Source organism: Rhodococcus sp. (in: high G+C Gram-positive bacteria), assembly GCF_049286785.1.
Taxonomy (GTDB): domain Bacteria; phylum Actinomycetota; class Actinomycetes; order Mycobacteriales; family Mycobacteriaceae; genus Rhodococcus_F.
On record NZ_JBAQEO010000338.1, the window covers coordinates 1 to 19,308 of the forward strand.

The following is a 19,308-nucleotide window of genomic DNA, read 5'->3' on the forward strand; positions in this document are numbered from 1 at the left end:
GGCCGTCACCTCCTCCGCGCTGCCCAGGTACTGTTGCGAGACGATGCGCGGTTTACCCTCGACCCGGGCGGACTCGACCAGGTAGTAGTACGTCTTCCCTCCCTGCCGTTTCCCCACGATCGAAGCCATATATAGGTAATACACTCTCCGGTCGCGTTTGCCCAGCTCAACACGCACGACGCGACACGAAAACTCGGCTACCTAGGAAACTCACGCTAGTGCTGGATTGATCGGCCAAAGGAGCGGTGATGATCGAGTACATATCATCTGATCGTCGCAAGCTTCGGAACATCTTCGACGCCGCCGAGCGGTACCACGACGCTCGGCCTCGCTCTCCGTCGGCGCTCTACGACGAACTCGTTCTTACGACCGGACTGCGCCCAGGTGAGGCGTTACTGGAGATCGGAGGAGCACGGGCACGGCCACCGTCGAACTCGCGCGGCGCGGCTTCGCCATCAAGTCGGTCGAACTCGGGCCTGAACTAGCGAGCGCGGGCCGCAGGGACACCGCGCCGACCACACCGCGACCGCACGACTCGGGGCAGCTCGCCATCTGGTGAGCCAGCCACCGACGTGGCCGCTACCTCTGATTCTTGCGGCGTTTCTCATTGTGGCGTGCCGAGCCAGCACCAGGTGCCGGTTGTTCTGTGCCCGGAAGCATCTCGTCGAGCATGTGGGTCTCGATGTGTGTGTGAACTGGCAGATGCGTATGGCGGCGAGGTACACCAGCTGTGTCCGCGCCTGTGACCTGGGATGGGTTGAGGCGTTGGGCTGTTGGTTTCGGGCGCGGTGGCGTGCGAGGCGTTCATGCGCGCGGGTGCGGCGTGGGGTGGGGGAGTGGCGTCGACGATGTCTTTCGGGGAGGCATTGTCACGTTGACGAGCTGCTGAGGGTGGATGGGAGGATCCCGGTCGTGAGCTTCACAGAACCGTCCTGCAAGGGCCCCCGCTATCCGAGCGAAATCATCGACCACTGTGTGTGGTTGAACTTCAGGGTCACGCTCAGCCTCCGCGACATCGAGGAACTGATGCTCGAACGCGGTGTCGTCGTGTCCTATTGAGACGGTTCGGCGCTGGTGCGCCAAGTTCGGCTGCCAGGCCTACGCAAACCGGCTGCGCCGCCGACGCGCGCGCCCCGGCGACAAGTGGCATCTTGAGGTGATCTTGACGATCAACGGTCGTCGGCAGTACCTGTGGCGGGCCGTCGACCAGGACGGCATCGTCCTCGACGTGCTGGTGCAGTCCCGGAGAAACGCTGAGGCCGCCACGCGGTTCTTCCGGAAGCTGCTCGAGGGGCTGCGGTACGCGCCGCGGGTGCTGATCACCGACAAGCTGGCCAGCTACCAGATCGCGCACCGCGAGCTCATGCCGTCGGTCGAGAATCGCCGCTCGAGGCACCTCAACAACCGGGCGGAGAACTCCCATCAGCCGACCCGACAGCGGGAGCGGGCGATGCGACGGTTCACATCACCAGCGCACGCACAGCGGTTCCTATCCGCGTTCGGCGTCATCTCCTCGACCCCGCCGGCATGGGCTCTCCGCCAGCGACTCCCGACAGGTGATGGCCGACCGCTTCGCGGTCTGGCACGAGTCCACCGGGAGCACCGTCGCTGCCTGAATAGGGACCGGCGACAACGCTTCTCAGATCGCATCCGGACACGCTGTGCCACTGAACCTATCGAGTAACGTGAAAACGCCTCACGGTGGGGGACCGCCTGATCTGCGACATCTACGTCGATTCGTTCCGCCGCAGCCACGGACAAGACGTCATCGTGATCAAGAACGTCATCGCCGACCTGCACGGCACCGGCATGCAGACCACCTGGACCACCATGCTCGCCCGCACTCCGGACACGGCCCCACGTACGCGACCACCGCGGCCGCAACCACCCGCTGCCCCAAACGGCCACTCTCCCTCCGGGTGTGCGGTGGTTCCCGCCGGTCGATTCAGGTGTTGAGCGTCGCTTCGAATGACGACCACTGGCTCCGTGATCGTTAATCCCGATGCAGATGGGTGCAGCGAAGGAGCAGACGTTCGTGCTCGAGGACGAAGTCCGTCCCGTGGTCCGCATTCCGTGCCCTCCTGCCGATCCGCCGCCGCCCCGGCGAACGACTCGCCCGGACCGGTCACCCGACCGACCGACCTGCCGGTGCGGGGCTGTGCGGCGCTCCCTGGTCGACGACAATCCGGAGCGACACTCCGAGGGTGAGGACCCGCGCGAATCCTCGTCGCTACCCGACGATCCGATCATCTGGCCCGACCCCAGCCCGCTCACCGACTGGGGGGACCGAGTACTCGGCCGGCCCTCGGCCACCTGAGGGCCCCGCGGACCCGCTCGCATGTTCGAGAGTCCAACGGCTGCTCACCGCACCCGATGTGATCGAACCGGAAACTGCCCCGCAGTGGAGGTCATTCGCCCCCTGTTGGCGGCCATCGGGGCGGACCATTATGGAGACAGGCATGACTCTGCAGGAGGACCTCATGACGCACCAAAACGACCCTCTCGCGCACGCCCAGCACACGGCACATGAGTGGCTGAAGGTTGTCGCCGAGCGGCTCGGGACCGAGGATCGCAACTACACCTACCGGGTGCTGCGGGCATGGTTGCATCTGGTTCGCGACCGGCTCACCGTGGACAGTGCGGTGCATCTGGCCGCCCAGCTGCCCGAGTTCCTGCGCGGAATCTATTTCGAGGGCTGGGTACCGAGCAAGGTGCCCATCCGTTACGACACCACCGGGTTCACCACCCTGTTCGCCTACGAAGGCGGCATCAGCCCGGCCGACGTCCCCGCCACCGCCGGTGCAATCTCCGCCGGGCTGGGTGCGCTGTTCTCGCCCGGGCAACTCGACCATGTGTTCGCGCAGATGCCGACCGGGCTCCGCGGCGAACTCGCGAGCGGAACCCCCACTCCGGCCGCCGCGCCGCGATCCTCCGCCGAGCATCTCCGGCTGAACGCCCTCGAGGACAGGCTGCAGGCGCTGACCGATGCGGTTTCGGCATTGGCCCATGGCCTCGAAGAACTCCCGACGGAGGAACCGGCCGGTAGCCGGGCGGCAAGGGCGGCTCAGGAAGCGCACCGAATCCTCATGGTGGCGGGCACGGCCAAGAGATAGCCCGGCCTGTTCTCGGCCTGCCGGCGAGAACCGGACGCCGCGATGCCGAGCCCCAAGAGCAGGACCCGAGGGCGGCGGTCGGCGATCGGTTCCCAGCGACCAGGAGTTTGGGACCGCGAGATGACCAGTTCGCGGTCCGAAATCGGATTCGCCCGAGGATCCCGGCTCAGACGAAGACTTCGGTGGACATCCGCACGGTCGGGGGTGACGTTGTTCCAGCCGGCGGATGCGAGGAGACCCGCCGCCGTCTGGGTCTGGGCAACTGCGACCACGGTGCAGGACGCGTTGTCGAGTGCACTCGATGTGGCGATGACGACGATGCATCAGGAACACGGGGAAGTGGCCCACCCGATCAACACCTCGCACACCACCACCATCTGTTCCTCAGGCTCACGCTGCGCGCCCCATCATGCCTGCGCCTCTGGTCCCGACGCTCGCCACACCCCGGCGGAACGACTCGCCACACTGATCGGCCCAGGCGGGGACGACTTGCTGGTCGGACTTCGCAGTTGAGCGGGTAGCGATGAGAACAACCGCTGTTGGGCGGTACGACTATCGGTCGTGACGCCAACTGTCTAACCACCCTTTCCGCCGAGCGGCCGCGGATGGCGGGCCCGCGAAGCGGGCACCGGCGGGATATATGACGATGATGCGTATGCGGATGAAGTTTCACGAGCAGCTCGACGAGCTGACCGACCGGTTGGCGAGGATGTGTCACCTGGCGGGTGAGGCCATCGCGGTGGCCACCGAGGCCCTGGTAGGCGCCGACCTTCCGCTGGCCGAGCGGGTATTCGATCTCAACGAACAGATCGAGGAACTGCGCGTGCCGGCCGAGGAGCAGGCGATGGCGCTGCTGGCGCTGCAGGCACCGGTCGCGCGGGACCTACGCCAGGTCCTCACGGGGGTGTATCTGGTGTCGGATCTGAGCCGGATGGGTGGGCTGGCGCAACATGTGGCCGAAAGCGTGCGCCGCCGCCACCCCGAGCACGTCGCCTCCGGGGAGGCCGAACAGCTCCTCGCCCAGATGGGCCTGTCCGCGGCCGAGTCTGCCGGGGTTGCCGAACGGGTCCTCCGTACCCGAGATCCCGAGCAGGCCGCCGAACTCGCCAGACGAGACGACGAACTCGATGCCCTCAACCGTCAACTGCTCGATCTGATCCAAGACCCGGACTGGACGGGCAACATCCCGGAGGCCGTCGACATGACCCTGCTCGCCCGCTTCTACGAACGCTTCGGCGACCACACAGTCGAGGTCGGACGGAGGGTGATCTTCCTCGTGACCGGAGAACAGCTCCCCCAGTAGTTTCCCGCTGACGGAAGACCCTGGCCGGTGCTGTGGCCGCTCGCGGCTGATCATCGGATGAGGTCTGTCGCCGCTCCACTCCCCGGGACCACTCGGGAGTGTGCACTTCACTTCGTTTCCCCCATCGAAGACAGGGTGCATCCGGCCCCCCGCCTCCGATGACCCCCCGTTTCGCTGGCGGGGCACCCTCTGTGACCGTCCACCAGGCTGCTGCTGACAAAACCAAGCGTGGTGCGAGAACCGCTGGTTCTCCGGAGCACAGCCGACAACCTGGCGGCACATGTAGCCCAGATCGTGGCTGCGGTCAGCGAACCTCGGGTGCCTTCGTGACGATGATCTGGATCAGGTCGTCGAGGGCGGCGAGGGTGGCGTCGTCGTCGCGCTCGACCCAGCGCAGCACCAGTCCGTCGACTGCAGGCAGAGCGAAGCGTGCGACCTGGTCGACGGGGTGTGCCCGAGATGACCCCCGCCCGGTGTGCGGCCACTGAACGCGTACCCTTCGTCTCCGTCCGACTACACGGGCGAGAACGTATCCGTCGGTCCGTCGGAGTGCTGGGATCCGTTGCCGTCCGCCACGTCTCGACACGCCAGCCGTGCAGGAGCAGCGCCCGACGGCGAGCGGAGGAACACCCGACGGGGTAAGTTCTCCGCCTGTGGGCACACCCCTCGACGACACCAGGGCCGAGCGCACCGCGAGTCTGGTCGGTCACCACCACCGGGTTACCGACTTCTACGAGGTCGGCCGGGACAAGGTGTGCGAGTTCGCCACGTCGTTGTGGGATCGTCACCCTGCTCATCGGAGCGACGACGCCGCCCGAGCCCTGGGCTATGACGGGGCGATCGCCCCGCTGACCTTCGGCTCCATCGTGGCCATGATCGCCCAGCAATGCTTGTTCGACGAGGTCGTGACCGGGTACGACCCGAGCGAGCTACTGCATACCGATCAACGCGTGCAGTTTCACCGGCCCATCGAGGTCGGCGACCGGCTGTACTGTGACGTGTTCTTGGACTCGTTCCGGCGGGCGGCGGGCAGCGACTTCCTCGTGATGAAGACGATCATCAGGGATCAGAACGACGCACCGGTGCAGACGATGTGGACAACGCTGGTGGCGTACGCGCCGAAACTACCCGGGTCGGTGACCCAAGCCCGCACGACCGGGCGTAGATAGACCAGCCGCGTGGCTGAGTTCTGGCGCGCTCGTTCGGGTCGGTGACCTGCTTGTGCAGCTCCGCGTGTGCATGCCGTGGCGTTGTCGTATGCGGGACTGTCTTGCGACGGTTGTTGTCAGGGGGAGAGCCGACGAACAGGGTGTAACGGATCGAGGACCGGTCAGCGGATATTCGCGCACCGGTCGGGCATGAGGAATCCGGAGGGTCGTGTGTCTCGACGAGCTCGGGCCACGCGAATCCGGTGGTTTCCTGCGTCTGGTCACACACCTTCATCGGTTGTCGCCGGAACGCGTATCAGCGTGACGCGTCGGCCGCTCACGTATTCCATGTCGAGGATGAGGTGGTAGTCCCCGGGATGGGTCGACCACGGGACCGCGCTCCGGTCGTGGAATCTGGCCATGGTTTCCGCGAAGGACACGTATGTGGCTTTTCCCATGGCAGTCACGCTCCATCCGGTTCGGGTGATCAGATCGATGTCCCCTGCTTCGAATGCGAGGAACTCCCCGTCGAAGCGTTCGAACGTCTCGTCGTCGGTGGGGATGACGACGTCGCCCCCGATGGCGGCGAAGGTCACCGGACGCAGCGCCGGCAGCGCGTTGTCGGTGAAGACCATTCGACCGACCGGAACGGACCGCAGCAAGCGAATGCACTCGGCCACAGGGAGCGCCGAATCCGGGGCTGTCGTGGCCATGAGGGTCTCCTCAGCTCGACTGCCCGACCACTACAACAATCAACTCACCCCGGGGTGTTGAAACAGAGGACAAGGTCACTTCGGCAAGCCAGTTCCCGAACTGGACGATGACCACACCCCCATGTGCTGGCACCGCCGGGACCGGCCGGGGCTTTTGTGTCCGGTGTGACTCGTTCGGCACTGGATTTCCGCCGGGACACCTGTCTGGGGTGTCTGCACCGCCTCGTTGCGCGGCTGACGGCTGCTTTCCCGCGCAACTCGACCTGGCGCCCGCGCTGCCGGTTGATCCTGATGCGGTCGCATCCACGGCCGGTCCGGTGCGTGTTCGGCTGTCCGGATAGCGGCGGTGGCGGTGGCCGGCTCGGCGAACCGCTTTTCGTAAACCGGGCTGGCGCTTGTGCACGGCGTTCTGCGGTGATCCGGCATGGTGGGTGTCGGGTGCTGTTGTGGGTACACCACCTTCAGCGCCGTGGGCGTCGAGACCGTGCGCCGATCGAACACCGGCGGTGCCCCGCCGCTGCGACGAGCGCGCTGGGCGCGGCGGCGGTGACCGTGGGCGACAGGAGCGGCCGGCTTCCCATGGTCGCCGGTGGTGAGGAGGAGCAGATGATCAAGAAGAAGCCCCCCGACCGGGAAGGCGTGCGGGACTGGCGGAAACCGGTGCGCGTGGACGGGCCCGCGGGCGCGACCGAGCCGGTGTGCCATCTGGTGGTGGGGTTCGACCGGTATCCCGCCAGCCATCAGGCGCTGTCCTTCGCCATGGGCCTGGCGGTCCCGCTCCACGCGTATCTGCATGTCGCCCACGTCGTCGACCTCGACGATTTTCCGGTCGAACCGGACCGCGACGATTGGGAACGGCGGATCGTCGAGACGGTCGAGCGGGAACGGACCGAGGCGTGCACCATGCTCGCAGCGCTGCCCGGGAACTGGAGCTACTACTCCCACGAGGGCAACCCGGCGCACCTGTTGGCGACGATCGCCGACGCGAATGACGCCCTGATGATCATCATCGGCAGCGCACGGGGAGGGCTGGTGTCCGTGCTCGAGCGGGCGTTGGGGGAGTCGGTGTCCTCGCACCTGGTCCACCACGGCCGCCGTCCCGTTGTCCTGGTCCCCGAAACACGCGTCGGCGCCGCGGGACCGGCGGGCGCTGAGTGAGATGCCACAGGCAGTTCCGGACACCCGCACCGACCACCGGACAACGCCGCGAGTCTGTGATTCACCCGCGGTCGGATATCGACGTCGGACCCCGCTGCGGGCCGGGAGGGAGGGGCCAGCCGCGGGCGAGGCGGCATACGGAGCCGCGGAGGGTGTTGGTCTCCGCGGCCGCCCGCATCACCGGCAATCGGTCGAAGTCCGCTGATACGCGAAGCTGCACCGGCTCATGGCGTTTCGTCGTTATTCGGACCTAGCGCCGATCGTGCGCCGGTGCGCCGGTGGGGAGTGGTCCTCGACGACGGCCGCCTCGTTTTCGTCGACGACCCGGACATCGATCGGCAGGTCGACTCGAAGGCCGCTCGCCGCCGGTAGCGAAACCCGGCCGCGAGCCGGCGACAACGATCCATACGGACCGGAGGATTGTCATCTTCTCCGCCGTGTTCCGGAGAATTGCCGCGATGGCGCCGGCGGGCTCGGCCGCGAATCTGGGTGGCGGCGCCGATGGGCGTGCTCGTCGGGCATCGCCGACCAGGGGCATCGGTTGGGGGTGTGGCACCGCGGTCGGTGCGGCTTCCGACTGCGGTGGCCGCGGTCCGCTCGTGAATTTGAGATCGCGGTATTCGGAAAGCCTGTGACGGTGTGATTCAGGGACTTCACCCGGTAGGTCGCAGCGACTGCCGTGCGGTTGTCTGTTCCTGGTGTTCCTCGGTGCGCGCGTGGAAGGCTTGCGGTGGCGGGTGGTCGGTGCCGGCCGCCGGGGTAGGGAGGTCACGATGGCATCCGTTCTGTCGAAGAACGCACTCGATGCACTGTGTGACACTCGGATTGAGAACACGCCCACGATCGGGGTGGAGGAGGAGTTCGTTCTCGTCGATCCGGTCACCGGCCGGCCGGATCTGGCTGGCACGACGGTGGCGGCGGCCGCCGCGGCCGTGGGCATCGATCTGCAACTGGAGCTGTCGAAGTGTCAGATCGAAACGTGCACACCGGTCTGTGCGGGTGTGCCGGCGTTGCGCCGGGAACTGGGCAGGTCCCGGTTCGTGGCGGCGGAGGCGGCGGCGCGGTCCGGGTCCCGGCTGCTGGCCGTGGGGGTTCCGCTGTGGTGTCCGCCGACCGGGTCGGTGACCGACACGCCCCGGTACCAGCGGATGGCGCAGCGGTTCGGGGTGTTGGCCGAGCAGGTGATCTGTGGGTGCCACGTCCATGTCTGCGTGCCCGACCGGGAGGTCGCGGTGCAGGTCAGTAATCACCTGCGGCCGTGGTTGCCGACCCTGTTGGCGTTGACCGCGAACTCCCCGATCACCGGCGGCGCCGACACCGGGCACGCCAGCTGGCGGCACCTGCTGTGGGCGCGGTGGCCGAGCGCGGGACCACCCCCGTATTTTCGGTCGGCCCACCACTACGACGAGGTGGTGGCGATGCTGTGCGAGAGCGGCAGCATCCTCGACACCGCGATGGTCTACTGGGATGTGCGGTTGTCCGCGCATCTGCCCACGGTCGAGATCCGCATCAGCGACGTGCCCGCCACGGTCGGGGAAACCGTGCTGCTGGCCACGTTGATCCGGGCGCTGGTCACCACCGCCCTGGGCGCGGTGGCCGTCGGCCGCCCCGCGGACCCGATCGACCGGGACCAGTTGCGGGCGGCGTGCTGGCGGGCGGCACGGGACGGCCTCGCGGGTTCGGGACTCGACCCCGGCACGCGGCGCCTGGTTCCGGCCACCCAACTCGTGGGTCAGCTGCTCATCCACGTCCGGCCGTGTCTGGAGGAATCCGGTGACTACGAACACACGCGTACGGCGGTGGCGGCAGGTCCTGGCCGCCGGCAACGGTGCCGTCCGGCAGCGCCGCGCCCTGCGTACCGGGGGCCTGACCGGCGTCACCGAGATGGCCGCGCGCTGGACAACCGAGGGGTGCGGATCCACCGACCGCGACAACCGCGACCACCACGCGGTCGACCGATGAGAACGGAGATTCCGCCGGAATCAGGGAAGCCCCGTGGAGACGAGGTGCTGGAGAAGACGAAACGTGACCCACGATTTCGCAGGGTGACTGGCGTGTGGGCGAAGATGCGACCCGACTGGATCGAACTGCTCTCCGACAATGAAACCCCGGAGTTGGCGGCGGTCGTGGGCGCGTGAGCCAACTTCCGATGGCCGAGCGCAAGATGACGGCGAAGGACCTGGGCAGATCATCGAAAACGAGCTCGACGCCTACACCTCCGGTTTCCACTCGACGCCCTCTCCAGCGGCGTCCGGCTGGGCGTCGACCTCAACGCGATTCCCGCACCGGGAATCGAAGTTGGTAGCGAGTATCCCCGTTGGTGGGAGGTCGTGGTGGGCTGTCGGGAACAGACGAATGTCACACGACTTTGTATCCGAGTTTGTCGGCGACGCCGGCGAGTCGGGTGGCGAGTGCCGGGTCGGTCAGCGCTCGTGAGGTGAGGGGAGCGGTCGGCATCGCGTCCTGCGCTCGGGAGAACAGGGCTGCGCAGAGGGCCCCGGTGAAGCGGCTGTTGTAGCTGATGCCGTCGAGATGAGGGAATGCGTCGACGATGGCGCGGGCCCACCTCTGGGTGTGGTCGTGTCCGGCGGTGGAGATGGCATAGGTTCCGCCGGCGCGGGTGGGCCAGTGGCCGGTGCTGTCGGTGGAGACGTCGAGGAGGTGCAGGGTGCGGGTGAAACGCAGGCCGGTCAAGTAGGGGATCTCGAATGCGCGATCGATGGTCCGATCGTGTTGGAACGCTTCGCCGAGCGCGGCACCGGGGTTGGTTGCGCCGTACCAGACGCCGTGCGCGGGGTGATGCCCGCGCGGTTGCGGGTGGGGATCGAATCTCAGCACAGGCCCGAAGGTGCGGAACGCGTTCCACGCCAGGGTGTGCACGGCGGTGGTGCGGTGCACCCGCCACCAGGTTTCGGTCGTATCGATGAGGCGGTATTCGTTCGGTCGGATTCCGATGGCGCGCAGTTCATCGGGCGACGGAGGTGGGGGGAGAGGGAGGATGGACATCCGTCAGGCGCTCGCCCATCTCTGCTGCTCCACGACGCAAGAGGCGGTCGCGATGTCGCCGCCCGAACGTAGCCAATGCAGTATGGATGCGGGCTTGCCCTCGTCGTCGCGGAGTTGGTCTTGCGGAGTAGTCAGGAGCCCTTCGACGGCCAGGGGGTGCAGCTCGGCGGGCAGGGCGGACAGGATCTTGTCCAGGCCGCGTACCAGGCCAGGTCGGGGTCCATCGGGTTCGAACTGTAGTGCCGGGAAGAGCCATTTCCCCTGGTCCTTGAGCGCCCATAGCGTGCGGTCGGCTACGCGCTGCCGGATCCGCGACGGATCGACCTCGAGGAGGGCGCTGACCTCGGCCGATGTGCGCGCGGTGCTCAGCAGGCGGGTGTAGGCGGCGACGTTGTCGAGCATCTTTCGCCGGTAGGCGTCCTGGTCTTCGCCGAAGTCGGCGGCGTCGTACATCGCGGCCTCGGCAGCGGGAAGGGCCACCGAGGCTTGGTGGATGGTGGGGAGCGCGTCGAGGGCGCGTTCGATGTCGAGTCGGGCCATCTTGATGCCGAACTTCTCGCTGAGTAGTTGCTCGAGCGGCTGAGTGCCGCCACCGGTGTCTCGCGTCTCGATGTCCGCCGCCATGATCACCAACTCCTCTCGTTACCTAACAGTGTAGCCGTGCGTTAGAATCGGTGCACCCGGCCGGGCCAGGACGACGTGAACCACTGGATCTTCTCGCCCGCTGCATGGAGGGAAGCTCACGGGTGTTGGCCCGGCCTTCTCGCACCCGTGAGTTGAGGGTGGACCGCTGTGCCGGCGGAGACCCTAAGGTCCGTCGCGATGTCGGTGAGTCGCTCACGTGAGGGACATGTCGTTACTGCTGGCCGAAGGGAGTATTGACCGCAGTAGTTCAGAGGTCCGCAGCCCCCGCAGCGCGGTCCGCAGACGTGTACAGGGGTCGGCGAGCACCTTCTCGGCGCCGGTGAGGGGGAGCGGGGGGCAGGTCGGTTCGGATGCGGAGGAAGTACAGCACCGCTCCGCCCGAGGCGGGTGAATCCACTCGTCGTCGGCGGAGACGAAGACGAAGCTGTCGCCCCGGACCAGGAAGGTGCGATCTCGGGCCGCTTCGACAAGCTCGACGTCTCGGTCGTGAGCACCGTCGAGAAGGTCCTCCCTAGCTGAGCCTGCGTCTCTGACGCCGTCCTGCACCCTACCTTCTGGGGCGGGGGCAGCATGTGTGTGATGTGGCTGTGACCTGGTGTTCTGTTTTGTTGTGTGGGTGTGATGTGGGGGTGGGGTGAGGGTGCCGGCGATCTGTTGGGGGTGGTGCCGGCGCCGGGGGTGTGGGTGTCGCGCGGGGCGTCGCGGGTGCCGGTTTTGCCCGTCTTCGAGCCGGTCTGAATTATGTTGGCATGCAGTGTCATTCGACAATATTTGTGTGTGGGAGAAGGAACTCACCGGGCTGGTACCGCGCACCGGGTCAGGGGACAGGCCGTCCAGTCGTCGGGATCATCTCCCGTCTAGGCCTCGGAATCGCCGATACTGCCTGGCGCGCCCAATTGAATTCGGAGAATAGCAGGGTGTAGTGGTGCGCCAGGAAGTGAACGGGTCGAGTCCGTGGGCGAAGCGACTACAGGCTGCGACGGCTTCGTGCTCTGCCTTGAGCTCGTCCCCGAGTCTCGGATCGCGAACGTCTACGCATTGCGTGGGTGCCCTGGTTCACCGCCATCGCCAACTTCGGCGGCGGGCTTGTTCCGGAGCGGAATCACGCTGGACTGGGGATTCGCCTGGGACGCTGCGGTAAATAAAAATTATCCCGAGTGCCCACAAACCGTGTGTGACACGGAAGACGTCAGTCGAGGAGCGGTGGGCGGGCGTGGGATCCGTTCTGCGGTTGAAGATTCGGACACGATCGTTGGAAGTGGGTGCCGAGGTCCCTCTGGAAACCCGCAGGTCACCAGGCGGCGCGACCGACTCGGATCGCCGGAACAGATATGTGCGGAACGGAACCTACACGGAATACGGTCCGCGCAGGCTGGTGGTGTCGAGTTCGTTGCCGGCGATTTCGGTGCGTAGTGCGTTGAGCTCCTGGTGATTGCGGATCGCGGTGCCCCTGTCTTTGGCCACCAGTTCGAGGACGAGCCCGTGCAGCAGGGTGAGGGGTACGAGGAGTTCGTTGGCCGCGCTCGCCGTCGACTCGGGCAGGTGCAAAACGTGATCGGCCTGGGTGTCGCCGGCCTCTTCGATGGCCTCGGTCAGCACGATGCTCGTTGCGCCGACCTGATGCGCTCGGTCGAGCACGATCCCGGTCTCCCGGAACACCCGCAGGGGAGCGATGACCACGACCGCGTGCCCGGCCTCGACGCGCAGTAGGTCGTCGGCGAGCCGGAACCCGGTGGCGGTCCATGCGTCGGCCACCGCACCTGCGCGGCGCAGTGCGAGCGCGAAGTACTCGGCGAGCATCGCACTCGGTCCGATGCCGTAGGTCCACACATGCGTGGCGGCGGTGAGTGCCGCCACGCACCGCTGCCATTCGACCCCGTCCACGAGGTCGTCTGCTTCCCCGAGCAGAGCTCGTCCGGCGTCGAGTACCGGCCCCACCACCGTTCCGGCCCCTTCGGGGAGGCGGCGCACGCGCTCGTCGAGCACTTTGGCCGGATCCCGGCGTCGGGCGACATGGTCCACGAGGCTGCGTTTGAGATCGCTGAGGCCGTCGAAGCCGAGCTTGCGTGCGGTGCGGATGACGGTGGCGTCGCTCGTGTTGGTTTCCGCGCCGAGCCGGGACGCGGACGAGACGGCCGCCTCCTCGGGGTGGTCGCGCAGGTAGTCGGCGACTGCGCGCTCGCCGGGGGCGAGTCGGCCGGCGACCTTCGCGATGCGATGGCTCAGCGAGGCCGAGGGTTGGAACTGCGAGACCGAAGACACAGATGAAGTATTCACTACGCCCCTCCCGAAGCATGAAACGAAGTATTTACGTCGCGCTATTCCGTTGTTACGTCGTGAACGCTACGCTCCGTGTTATGGAGATCACATCAACACGGCAGCCCCGGGTCGGCGTCGTCGGCGTCGGCACCATGGGCAGCCAGGTTCTGCATCAACTCGCGGCGCGCGGTATCCGCGCCACCGGCTTCGAGCGATTCGAGATCGGACATGACCGCGGCGCCGCTGGCGGGCAGACACGCATCTTCCGAGTCGCCTATAAGGAAGGCGGAAAGTATGTTCCGCTGCTCCGCCAAGCGAGGCGGGCGTGGCAGGAACTCGGCGCCCAGGCCGGCACGGAACTGTTCGAACCGGTCGGCGCGCTGACCATAGGCAGCGCAGACGAACCGGATGTGCGCACCGTCACCGACGTCGGCGAGAAATGGAATCTGGATCTGGTGCAGCTCGACGGCGTGGCGGCCGCCCGCCGGTTTCCGCAGCACCGGCTTCTGGACGAGGACGTCCTGCTGCTGGACCGCGACGGGGGGCTGCTGCATCCGACGCGCGCGATCCGCGAGACGGTGAAGCTGGCGCAACGCGCCGGGGCCGAGATACTGACCGGAGCGGTCGTCGAGGAACTCGTCGAGGACGAGCACGGCGTCACCGTTCGCTACCGCCGCGGCGGCGAGGTGACCACCACGAAGTTCGATCAACTCGTCGTGTGCACCGGACCGTGGATCACCCAGAATCTGCCGGGCCTGCAGTCCGAGGTGGAGATCCGCCGGGTGGCGTTGAGCTGGTTCGAGGCCGAGGAACCGAGGCACTGGGCACCACAACAGTTCCCGGTCGGCATCCGGCGCAGCGGGGGTAACAACAAGTTTTCCTTCTTTCCCGATGTCGGCGGCGGCGTGAAGGTCAACCTCCACGTCGACAAGAGCGTGGTCGACGATCCCGACCAGCTCGACTCCGTCGTCGCCGAGGCCTACGTCGACGAGGTGTCCGCCGTGGTCGGCCGCTGCACGACCGGGCTGAGTCCGCGCCCGAGCAGCCTGCGCACCTACATGGAGGGGTACACCGCCGACAACCACGGCATCATCGGCAGGATTCCGGACATGCCGAGTGTGCTGGCGATGGGCGGGTTCTCCGGCCACGGCTTCAAGCTCGCGCCGGTGTTCGCCGGTTCCGCCGTCGACCTGCTACTGACCGGCGCCACAGACCTACCCATCGACCATCTCTCGTTGTCCCGGTTCGCTACCGCCGATCGTCCAGGAGTTTGACATGCTGCGCATAGGAATTGACGTGGGAGGCACGTTCACCGACGTGACCGCCCTGGACGACGAAACCGGTACTTTCTGGATCCACAAGCTGCCGTCGACGACCGACGATCAGTCGGTCGCGGTCGCCGAGGGTGTGGCCGCGGTGGTCACCAAGGCGGGCTGGCGAGTGGACGAGGTCGGCTACCTCGGCCACGGCACCACCGTCGCCACCAACGTGGTACTCGAAGGCAACGGTGCTCGCACGGTGCTCGTCACCACCGAGGGACTGCGCGACATCCTCGAGATCGGCCGACAGCAACGCCCCGACCTCTACGATTTCGACGCCGACAAGCCCGACGCACTCGTCCCGCGCGCGCTCGTGCACACCATCGCCGAACGCATCAACGCCGAGGGCAAGGTCCTTCGGGCGCTGGCCGACGACGACGTGCTCACCACGGCGCACCAGATCATCGGGGACGCACCGGAAGCGATCGCCGTGTGCTTCCTGCACAGCTACCGCAACGCCGCGCACGAGGTGGCGGTGACCGAGCGCCTGCGAGAACTGCTTCCCGACGCCTACGTCTGCGCCTCGGCCGAGATCGCCCCGGTATTCCGGGAATTCGAGCGCTTCTCCACCACCGTCGTCAACGCCTACGTGGGACCGAAGATCGAACGCTACATCTCCCGCTTGGCGCAGCGGATCGCCGACATCGGCGTCCCGGTGGAGCCCAAGGTGATCGGCTCCGGCGGCGGCATGATGTCCCTCGATGCGGTCCGCCGGCATCCGGTCAGCACCCTGCTGTCCGGGCCGTCCGCAGGTGTCGTCGGCGCCACCCACGTCGCCCAGGCAGCCGGATACGCCAACATCATCACCTTCGACATGGGCGGCACCAGCACCGACGTCTGCCTGGTCTCCGACGGGGTCGCCCTGTCCGCCTCGCAACGCACGATCGAGGGCCGCCCGGTACGGGCCAACTCACTCGACATCCACACCGTCGGTGCGGGCGGTGGCAGCCTGGCCGCCGTGGACAGCGGCGGCGCGCTGGAGGTGGGTCCGGCCAGCGCCGGCTCGTACCCCGGGCCCGCCGCCTACGGCCGCGGAGGCACACGGCCCACCGTGACCGACGCGAACGTCATCCGCGGGCGCCTCAATCCCCGCTACATTCTCGGTGGCGCCCTCGCCGTCGACTACGCGGCCGCCGAACGGTCCATCGACGGACTCTGCACACCGATGGGCGCCGATCGGATGACGGTGTCACGGGGGATCGGCCGGATCGCGGCAGTCAACATGGCCGGCGCGGTACGCCGGGTATCGGTGGAGGCGGGCGAAGACCCCCGCGGATACATCCTGGTCGCGTTCGGCGGCGCCGGACCCCTGCACGCGGTCGAGGTCGCCCGTGAGGTCGGCATGTCCACCGTCCTGATACCCCCCAACCCCGGCACGCTCTGCGCGCTCGGGCTGCTCGTCACCGACATCCGGACCGACTTCACCCACGCCGCCCTCGCCGAGGCCAAGTCCCACGATCTCGGCAAGCTCAACGAGGTACTCGGCCAATTGCGGACCGCCGCAACCGAATGGCTCGCCGCGGAGGCGCCGCCGGGTTCGGCCACGACGATCACCGGCGTCGCGAAAATGCGGTACGCCCGACAGAACTTCGAACTGTCCGTCCCGTTGCCCCAACGGATCGTCGATGCCGCCCGCATCGAACCGGACGCCCTCGACGACCTGGTCACCGGATTCCACCAGGCGCACGCCAAGAGCTACGGCTTCGCCCACGAACGCGCGACCGTGCAGATCATCGAGCTACAGACCACCGCCACCGCCCTGGTCGACCGGCCCGCGACCCGGCCCATCCCGGCAGGATCGGCCGAACCCGGCGAGGACGCGGTGCTCGAGTACCGCGACGTCGACTTCGACACCACCGGCACCGTGACCACCCCCGTCTACCGGCGCGAAGCGTTGCATGCCGGCACCGTGCTCACCGGTCCGGCGATCGTCGAGCAGATGGACACCACCACCGTCATCACCCCCGACGCCTGCGGACGGGTGGACCCGTACGGCAACCTGATCATCGAGCTGGAGCAATCATGAGCAATCACCCCGATCCCATCACCGTGCAGGTCATCGGTGCGGCACTGACCAGCGTCGCCGAAGAGATGGGCGCCGCCCTACGCCGGGCGAGCTACTCGACCAACATCAAGGAACGGGCGGACTGTTCGACCGCCCTGTTCGACGAACACGGCAGACTCGTCGCCCAGGCCGAGAACATGCCCATTCACATGGGATCGATGACCGGGCTGATCGATTCACTCCTGGCCACCGATCTCACCATCGCCCCGGGCGATGTGTTCATCACCAACGACCCCTACCACGGCGGCGGCACCCACCTGCCCGACATCACCATGGTCAAACCGGTGTTCGCCGGAGACCGGCTGGTGGGGTACAGCGCCAACATCGCCCACCACTCCGATATCGGCGGGCGGGTGCCCGGCAGCAACGCCGGCGACTCCACATCCCTGTTCCAGGAAGGGCTGCGAATTCCCCTGGTACGGTTCGCCACCGCCGCGGGGGTCGAACACTCACCGCTGGCGTTCATCGAACTGAACTCGCGCCTGCCCGGCGAACGCCGAGGCGACATGCTCGCCCAACTCGCCTCGGTCGAGAGCGGGGAGCGCCGGCTGCTGGCCCTGCACGAACGATTCGGCACCAGCACGGTCACCGAAGCCACCACCTACCTGCTCGAGCACTCACGCAAACGGCTCACCGCGGCCCTGCGCGAGGTGCCGGACGGCACCTACACCTTCACCGACGTGATGGACCCCAGCGACGGAGAACCGACCGAGATCACCGTCGCAATCACCATCGACGGCGAGCGGGTCGCCCTGGACTTCGCCGGCACCGGACCCCAGGCACCGGTCGGCATCAACGTCGTACGGCCCGCATTGGAAGCAACAGTGTTCTACGCCCTCAAGGCGGTCCTCGATCCGGGCATCCCGCCCAACGGTGGGTTCTACGACGCGGTGCAGATCAGCGCCCCACGCGGAAGCATCGTGAACCCGATCGAACCGGCCCCGGTCACCGCACGCACCGACACCTGCCAGCGGGTCGCCGACGTGGTCCTCGGTGCGTTGGCCAAGGTCTTGCCCGACCGGGTTCCGGCGGCCAGCCACAGCACGGTCACCTATGTGACCTTCTCCGGCGAGCACGACGGCCGCTTCTTCGTCTACCCGGAAGTGGTCGCCGGCGGTGGTGGCGCCCGGACCGGCAAGGACGGCATGGACGCCATCCAGGTACACATCACCAACTCCTCGAACCTGCCCATCGAGGCGCTCGAGCAGGAATACCCGTTACTCGTCGACACCTACGAGCTGATCCCCGATTCCGGTGGGGCCGGCCGGCATCGCGGCGGTCTCGGCGTCCGCCGGGACGTCCGGGTACTCGCCGAGGAGGCCGAGTTCTCCGCCCACGCCGACCGCCAGGCCAGCAGGCCGTGGGGACTGGCCGGCGGGCACGACGGCAGCAGCGGCCGTTTCGTCGTCAATCCCGGTCGCCCGGACGAGCGAACACTTTCGGGTGGTCGGATCTCCGGGGTCAGGTTGACCGCCGGCGACGTGCTCAGGGTGGAAAGCCCGGGCAGCGGCGGTTTCGGTGACCCCACCGACCGCCCTGCCGAGCAGATCGCCGACGACCTGCGCAACGGCCGCGTCTCCGAGGAGGCCGCCGCCGATCTCTACCACTTCACCCCCACAGCCGAGTGAGCACGGAGACACATTATGACCATGCAGGACGCCCCGAATGAGACGGCCGCCCCGGCCGGTCGTTCCCTCACCCGCAGGATCACCTGGGCCACCTGGTCCGGCTGGGGGCTCGACGGGTTCACCAATCAGATGTTTCCGCTGGCCCTGGCGGGCATCCTGCTCGCGCTGGGACTGACCAAGGCCGAGGGTGGGCTGGTGTCCTCCGCCACCCTGATCGCCTCCGCCGTGGGCGGGGTGGTCGGCGGCCGACTCGCCGACCGATTCGGCCGGGTCCAGGTGCTGGTGATCATCATCGGCGCATACGCGCTGTTCACCGCCCTCACTGCAACCTCGCAGGATTTCGGCTAACTCCTGCTGTGGCGCACCCTCGAAGGGTTCGCGTTCGGAGCGGAATGGCCGGTCGGCGCCGCCCTGATGGCCGAGTACGCCTCACCCGAACGCCGCGGCCGCGTCCTGGCCTGGGTGCAGTCCGCCTGGGCGGTGGGCTGGGCCGGCGCCAACCTCGCGTACATGGTGACCGGACTGATCTGGGCACCGGAGGTGGCCTGGCGGGTGATGTTCCTGCTCGGCATCCTGCCGGCCATCGTGGCCCTGGTGATTCGCCGCAAACTGCGTGATGTCCCACGAACCCAGGTCACACGAGAACCACAGCAGCGGGGGGTCTTCCGGGAACTGTTCGGCCCGGAACTCCGCAGGCGCACCATCATTGGTGCACTGTTCGGGGCCACCGGACTGGGCAGCACCTACGCCCTCCAGACGTGGATACCGGCGTACCTCCTGCAAGAACGCGGGCCGTGCGCGCCGTCGCCGGCGGAGATCCGGCGCCACTGCTTCGGCGGGACGGCGGCGATCACGGCCCGCGGGAGTACTCCTGGGTGCGGATCCCGATCCGGATCGCCTGGGCACCCGGGCGTGGGCACTGGCTGCTCGCCCGCCGATCACTGTCGGACC

At 67.4% G+C, this 19,308-nt stretch carries 14 protein-coding genes and 3 pseudogenes; 13 read left to right on the forward strand and 4 right to left on the reverse strand.

Annotated features, from left to right (window positions below):
• Positions 1-912 precede the first annotated feature (912 nt).
• The 6 genes and pseudogenes from WAW17_RS12745 (at position 913) to hadA (ending at position 5,585) form a co-directional block, all read left to right on the forward strand.
• A pseudogene (locus WAW17_RS12745) lies at positions 913-1,616 on the forward strand (IS6 family transposase).
• A gap of 392 nt (positions 1,617-2,008) precedes the next feature.
• The gene (locus tag WAW17_RS12750; protein ID WP_422333334.1) at positions 2,009-2,317 is read left to right on the forward strand and encodes a hypothetical protein; all 309 of its coding nucleotides are present in this window, start codon (positions 2,009-2,011) and stop codon (positions 2,315-2,317) included.
• A 142-nt stretch (positions 2,318-2,459) separates the two neighbouring features.
• The gene (locus WAW17_RS12755) at positions 2,460-3,113 is read left to right on the forward strand and encodes a DUF2267 domain-containing protein (RefSeq protein WP_422333335.1); all 654 of its coding nucleotides are present in this window, start codon (positions 2,460-2,462) and stop codon (positions 3,111-3,113) included.
• A gap of 204 nt (positions 3,114-3,317) precedes the next feature.
• Complete coding sequence (locus WAW17_RS12760) at positions 3,318-3,626, forward strand: hypothetical protein (RefSeq protein ID WP_422333336.1); 309 nt, start codon at positions 3,318-3,320, stop codon at positions 3,624-3,626.
• A gap of 142 nt (positions 3,627-3,768) precedes the next feature.
• A complete protein-coding gene (gene phoU, locus WAW17_RS12765; RefSeq protein WP_005566906.1) occupies positions 3,769-4,416 on the forward strand; it encodes a phosphate signaling complex protein PhoU in 648 nt (215 codons plus the stop codon).
• 653 nt (positions 4,417-5,069) lie between these two features.
• Complete coding sequence (gene hadA, locus WAW17_RS12770; RefSeq protein WP_422333337.1) at positions 5,070-5,585, forward strand: (3R)-hydroxyacyl-ACP dehydratase subunit HadA; 516 nt, start codon at positions 5,070-5,072, stop codon at positions 5,583-5,585.
• Positions 5,586-5,845: 260 nt separating this feature from the next.
• On the opposite strand, the gene WAW17_RS12775 is transcribed toward hadA, so the two are convergent.
• A complete protein-coding gene (locus WAW17_RS12775; RefSeq protein ID WP_422333338.1) occupies positions 5,846-6,277 on the reverse strand; it encodes a pyridoxamine 5'-phosphate oxidase family protein in 432 nt (143 codons plus the stop codon).
• Positions 6,278-6,883: 606 nt separating this feature from the next.
• On the opposite strand from WAW17_RS12775, the gene WAW17_RS12780 reads away from it, so the two are divergent.
• Entirely contained in the window at positions 6,884-7,435 is a 552-nt protein-coding gene (locus WAW17_RS12780; protein WP_422333344.1) for a universal stress protein, read from the forward strand.
• Between the two features lie 773 nt (positions 7,436-8,208).
• Positions 8,209-9,397: pseudogene (locus tag WAW17_RS12785) on the forward strand (carboxylate-amine ligase).
• Positions 9,398-9,793: 396 nt separating this feature from the next.
• Here WAW17_RS12785 and WAW17_RS12790 read toward each other — a convergent pair.
• On the reverse strand, positions 9,794-10,441 hold the full coding sequence (locus WAW17_RS12790) for an RES family NAD+ phosphorylase (RefSeq protein WP_378678060.1): 648 nt from the start codon (positions 10,439-10,441) through the stop codon (positions 9,794-9,796).
• 3 nt (positions 10,442-10,444) lie between these two features.
• On the reverse strand, positions 10,445-11,065 hold the full coding sequence (locus WAW17_RS12795) for a DNA-binding protein (protein ID WP_422333339.1): 621 nt from the start codon (positions 11,063-11,065) through the stop codon (positions 10,445-10,447).
• Positions 11,066-11,473: 408 nt separating this feature from the next.
• Here WAW17_RS12795 and WAW17_RS12800 point away from each other — a divergent pair, with 408 nt between their 5' ends.
• Positions 11,474-11,605: a hypothetical protein gene (locus tag WAW17_RS12800; protein WP_422333340.1), complete on the forward strand. Its 132-nt coding sequence runs from the start codon at positions 11,474-11,476 to the stop codon at positions 11,603-11,605.
• Positions 11,606-12,433: 828 nt separating this feature from the next.
• Here WAW17_RS12800 and WAW17_RS12805 read toward each other — a convergent pair.
• Positions 12,434-13,348 carry a MurR/RpiR family transcriptional regulator gene (locus WAW17_RS12805; protein ID WP_141475906.1) on the reverse strand — a complete coding sequence of 305 codons (915 nt, stop codon included), beginning with the start codon at positions 13,346-13,348 and terminating at the stop codon, positions 12,434-12,436.
• Between the two features lie 95 nt (positions 13,349-13,443).
• Here WAW17_RS12805 and solA point away from each other — a divergent pair, with 95 nt between their 5' ends.
• The 4 genes and pseudogenes from solA to WAW17_RS12825 all read left to right on the forward strand — a co-directional run.
• The gene (gene solA / locus WAW17_RS12810) at positions 13,444-14,619 is read left to right on the forward strand and encodes an N-methyl-L-tryptophan oxidase (protein WP_422333341.1); all 1,176 of its coding nucleotides are present in this window, start codon (positions 13,444-13,446) and stop codon (positions 14,617-14,619) included.
• A 1-nt stretch (position 14,620) separates the two neighbouring features.
• Positions 14,621-16,690: a hydantoinase/oxoprolinase family protein gene (locus tag WAW17_RS12815; RefSeq protein WP_422333342.1), complete on the forward strand. Its 2,070-nt coding sequence runs from the start codon at positions 14,621-14,623 to the stop codon at positions 16,688-16,690.
• The gene (locus WAW17_RS12820; protein ID WP_422333343.1) at positions 16,687-18,357 is read left to right on the forward strand and encodes a hydantoinase B/oxoprolinase family protein; all 1,671 of its coding nucleotides are present in this window, start codon (positions 16,687-16,689) and stop codon (positions 18,355-18,357) included. The genes WAW17_RS12815 and WAW17_RS12820 overlap by 4 nt, the downstream gene beginning before the upstream one ends.
• A 129-nt stretch (positions 18,358-18,486) precedes the next feature.
• Positions 18,487-19,089, forward strand: a pseudogene (locus tag WAW17_RS12825) (MFS transporter); the annotation flags it as partial.
• Positions 19,090-19,308: the final 219 nt, after the last annotated feature.

Bases quoted from the DNA above. Each gene is read 5' to 3' on its own strand.
- WAW17_RS12750 (WP_422333334.1), top strand. From the start codon at position 2,009: ATGGGTGCAGCGAAGGAGCAGACGTTCGTGCTCGAGGACGAAGTCCGT.
- WAW17_RS12755 (WP_422333335.1), top strand. From the start codon at position 2,460: ATGACTCTGCAGGAGGACCTCATGACGCACCAAAACGACCCTCTCGCG.
- phoU (WP_005566906.1), top strand. From the start codon at position 3,769: ATGCGGATGAAGTTTCACGAGCAGCTCGACGAGCTGACCGACCGGTTG.
- WAW17_RS12775 (WP_422333338.1), bottom strand. From the start codon at position 6,277: ATGGCCACGACAGCCCCGGATTCGGCGCTCCCTGTGGCCGAGTGCATT.
- WAW17_RS12780 (WP_422333344.1), top strand. From the start codon at position 6,884: ATGATCAAGAAGAAGCCCCCCGACCGGGAAGGCGTGCGGGACTGGCGG.
- WAW17_RS12790 (WP_378678060.1), bottom strand. From the start codon at position 10,441: ATGTCCATCCTCCCTCTCCCCCCACCTCCGTCGCCCGATGAACTGCGC.
- WAW17_RS12795 (WP_422333339.1), bottom strand. From the start codon at position 11,065: ATGGCGGCGGACATCGAGACGCGAGACACCGGTGGCGGCACTCAGCCG.
- solA (WP_422333341.1), top strand. From the start codon at position 13,444: ATGGAGATCACATCAACACGGCAGCCCCGGGTCGGCGTCGTCGGCGTC.
- WAW17_RS12815 (WP_422333342.1), top strand. From the start codon at position 14,621: ATGCTGCGCATAGGAATTGACGTGGGAGGCACGTTCACCGACGTGACC.
- WAW17_RS12820 (WP_422333343.1), top strand. From the start codon at position 16,687: ATGAGCAATCACCCCGATCCCATCACCGTGCAGGTCATCGGTGCGGCA.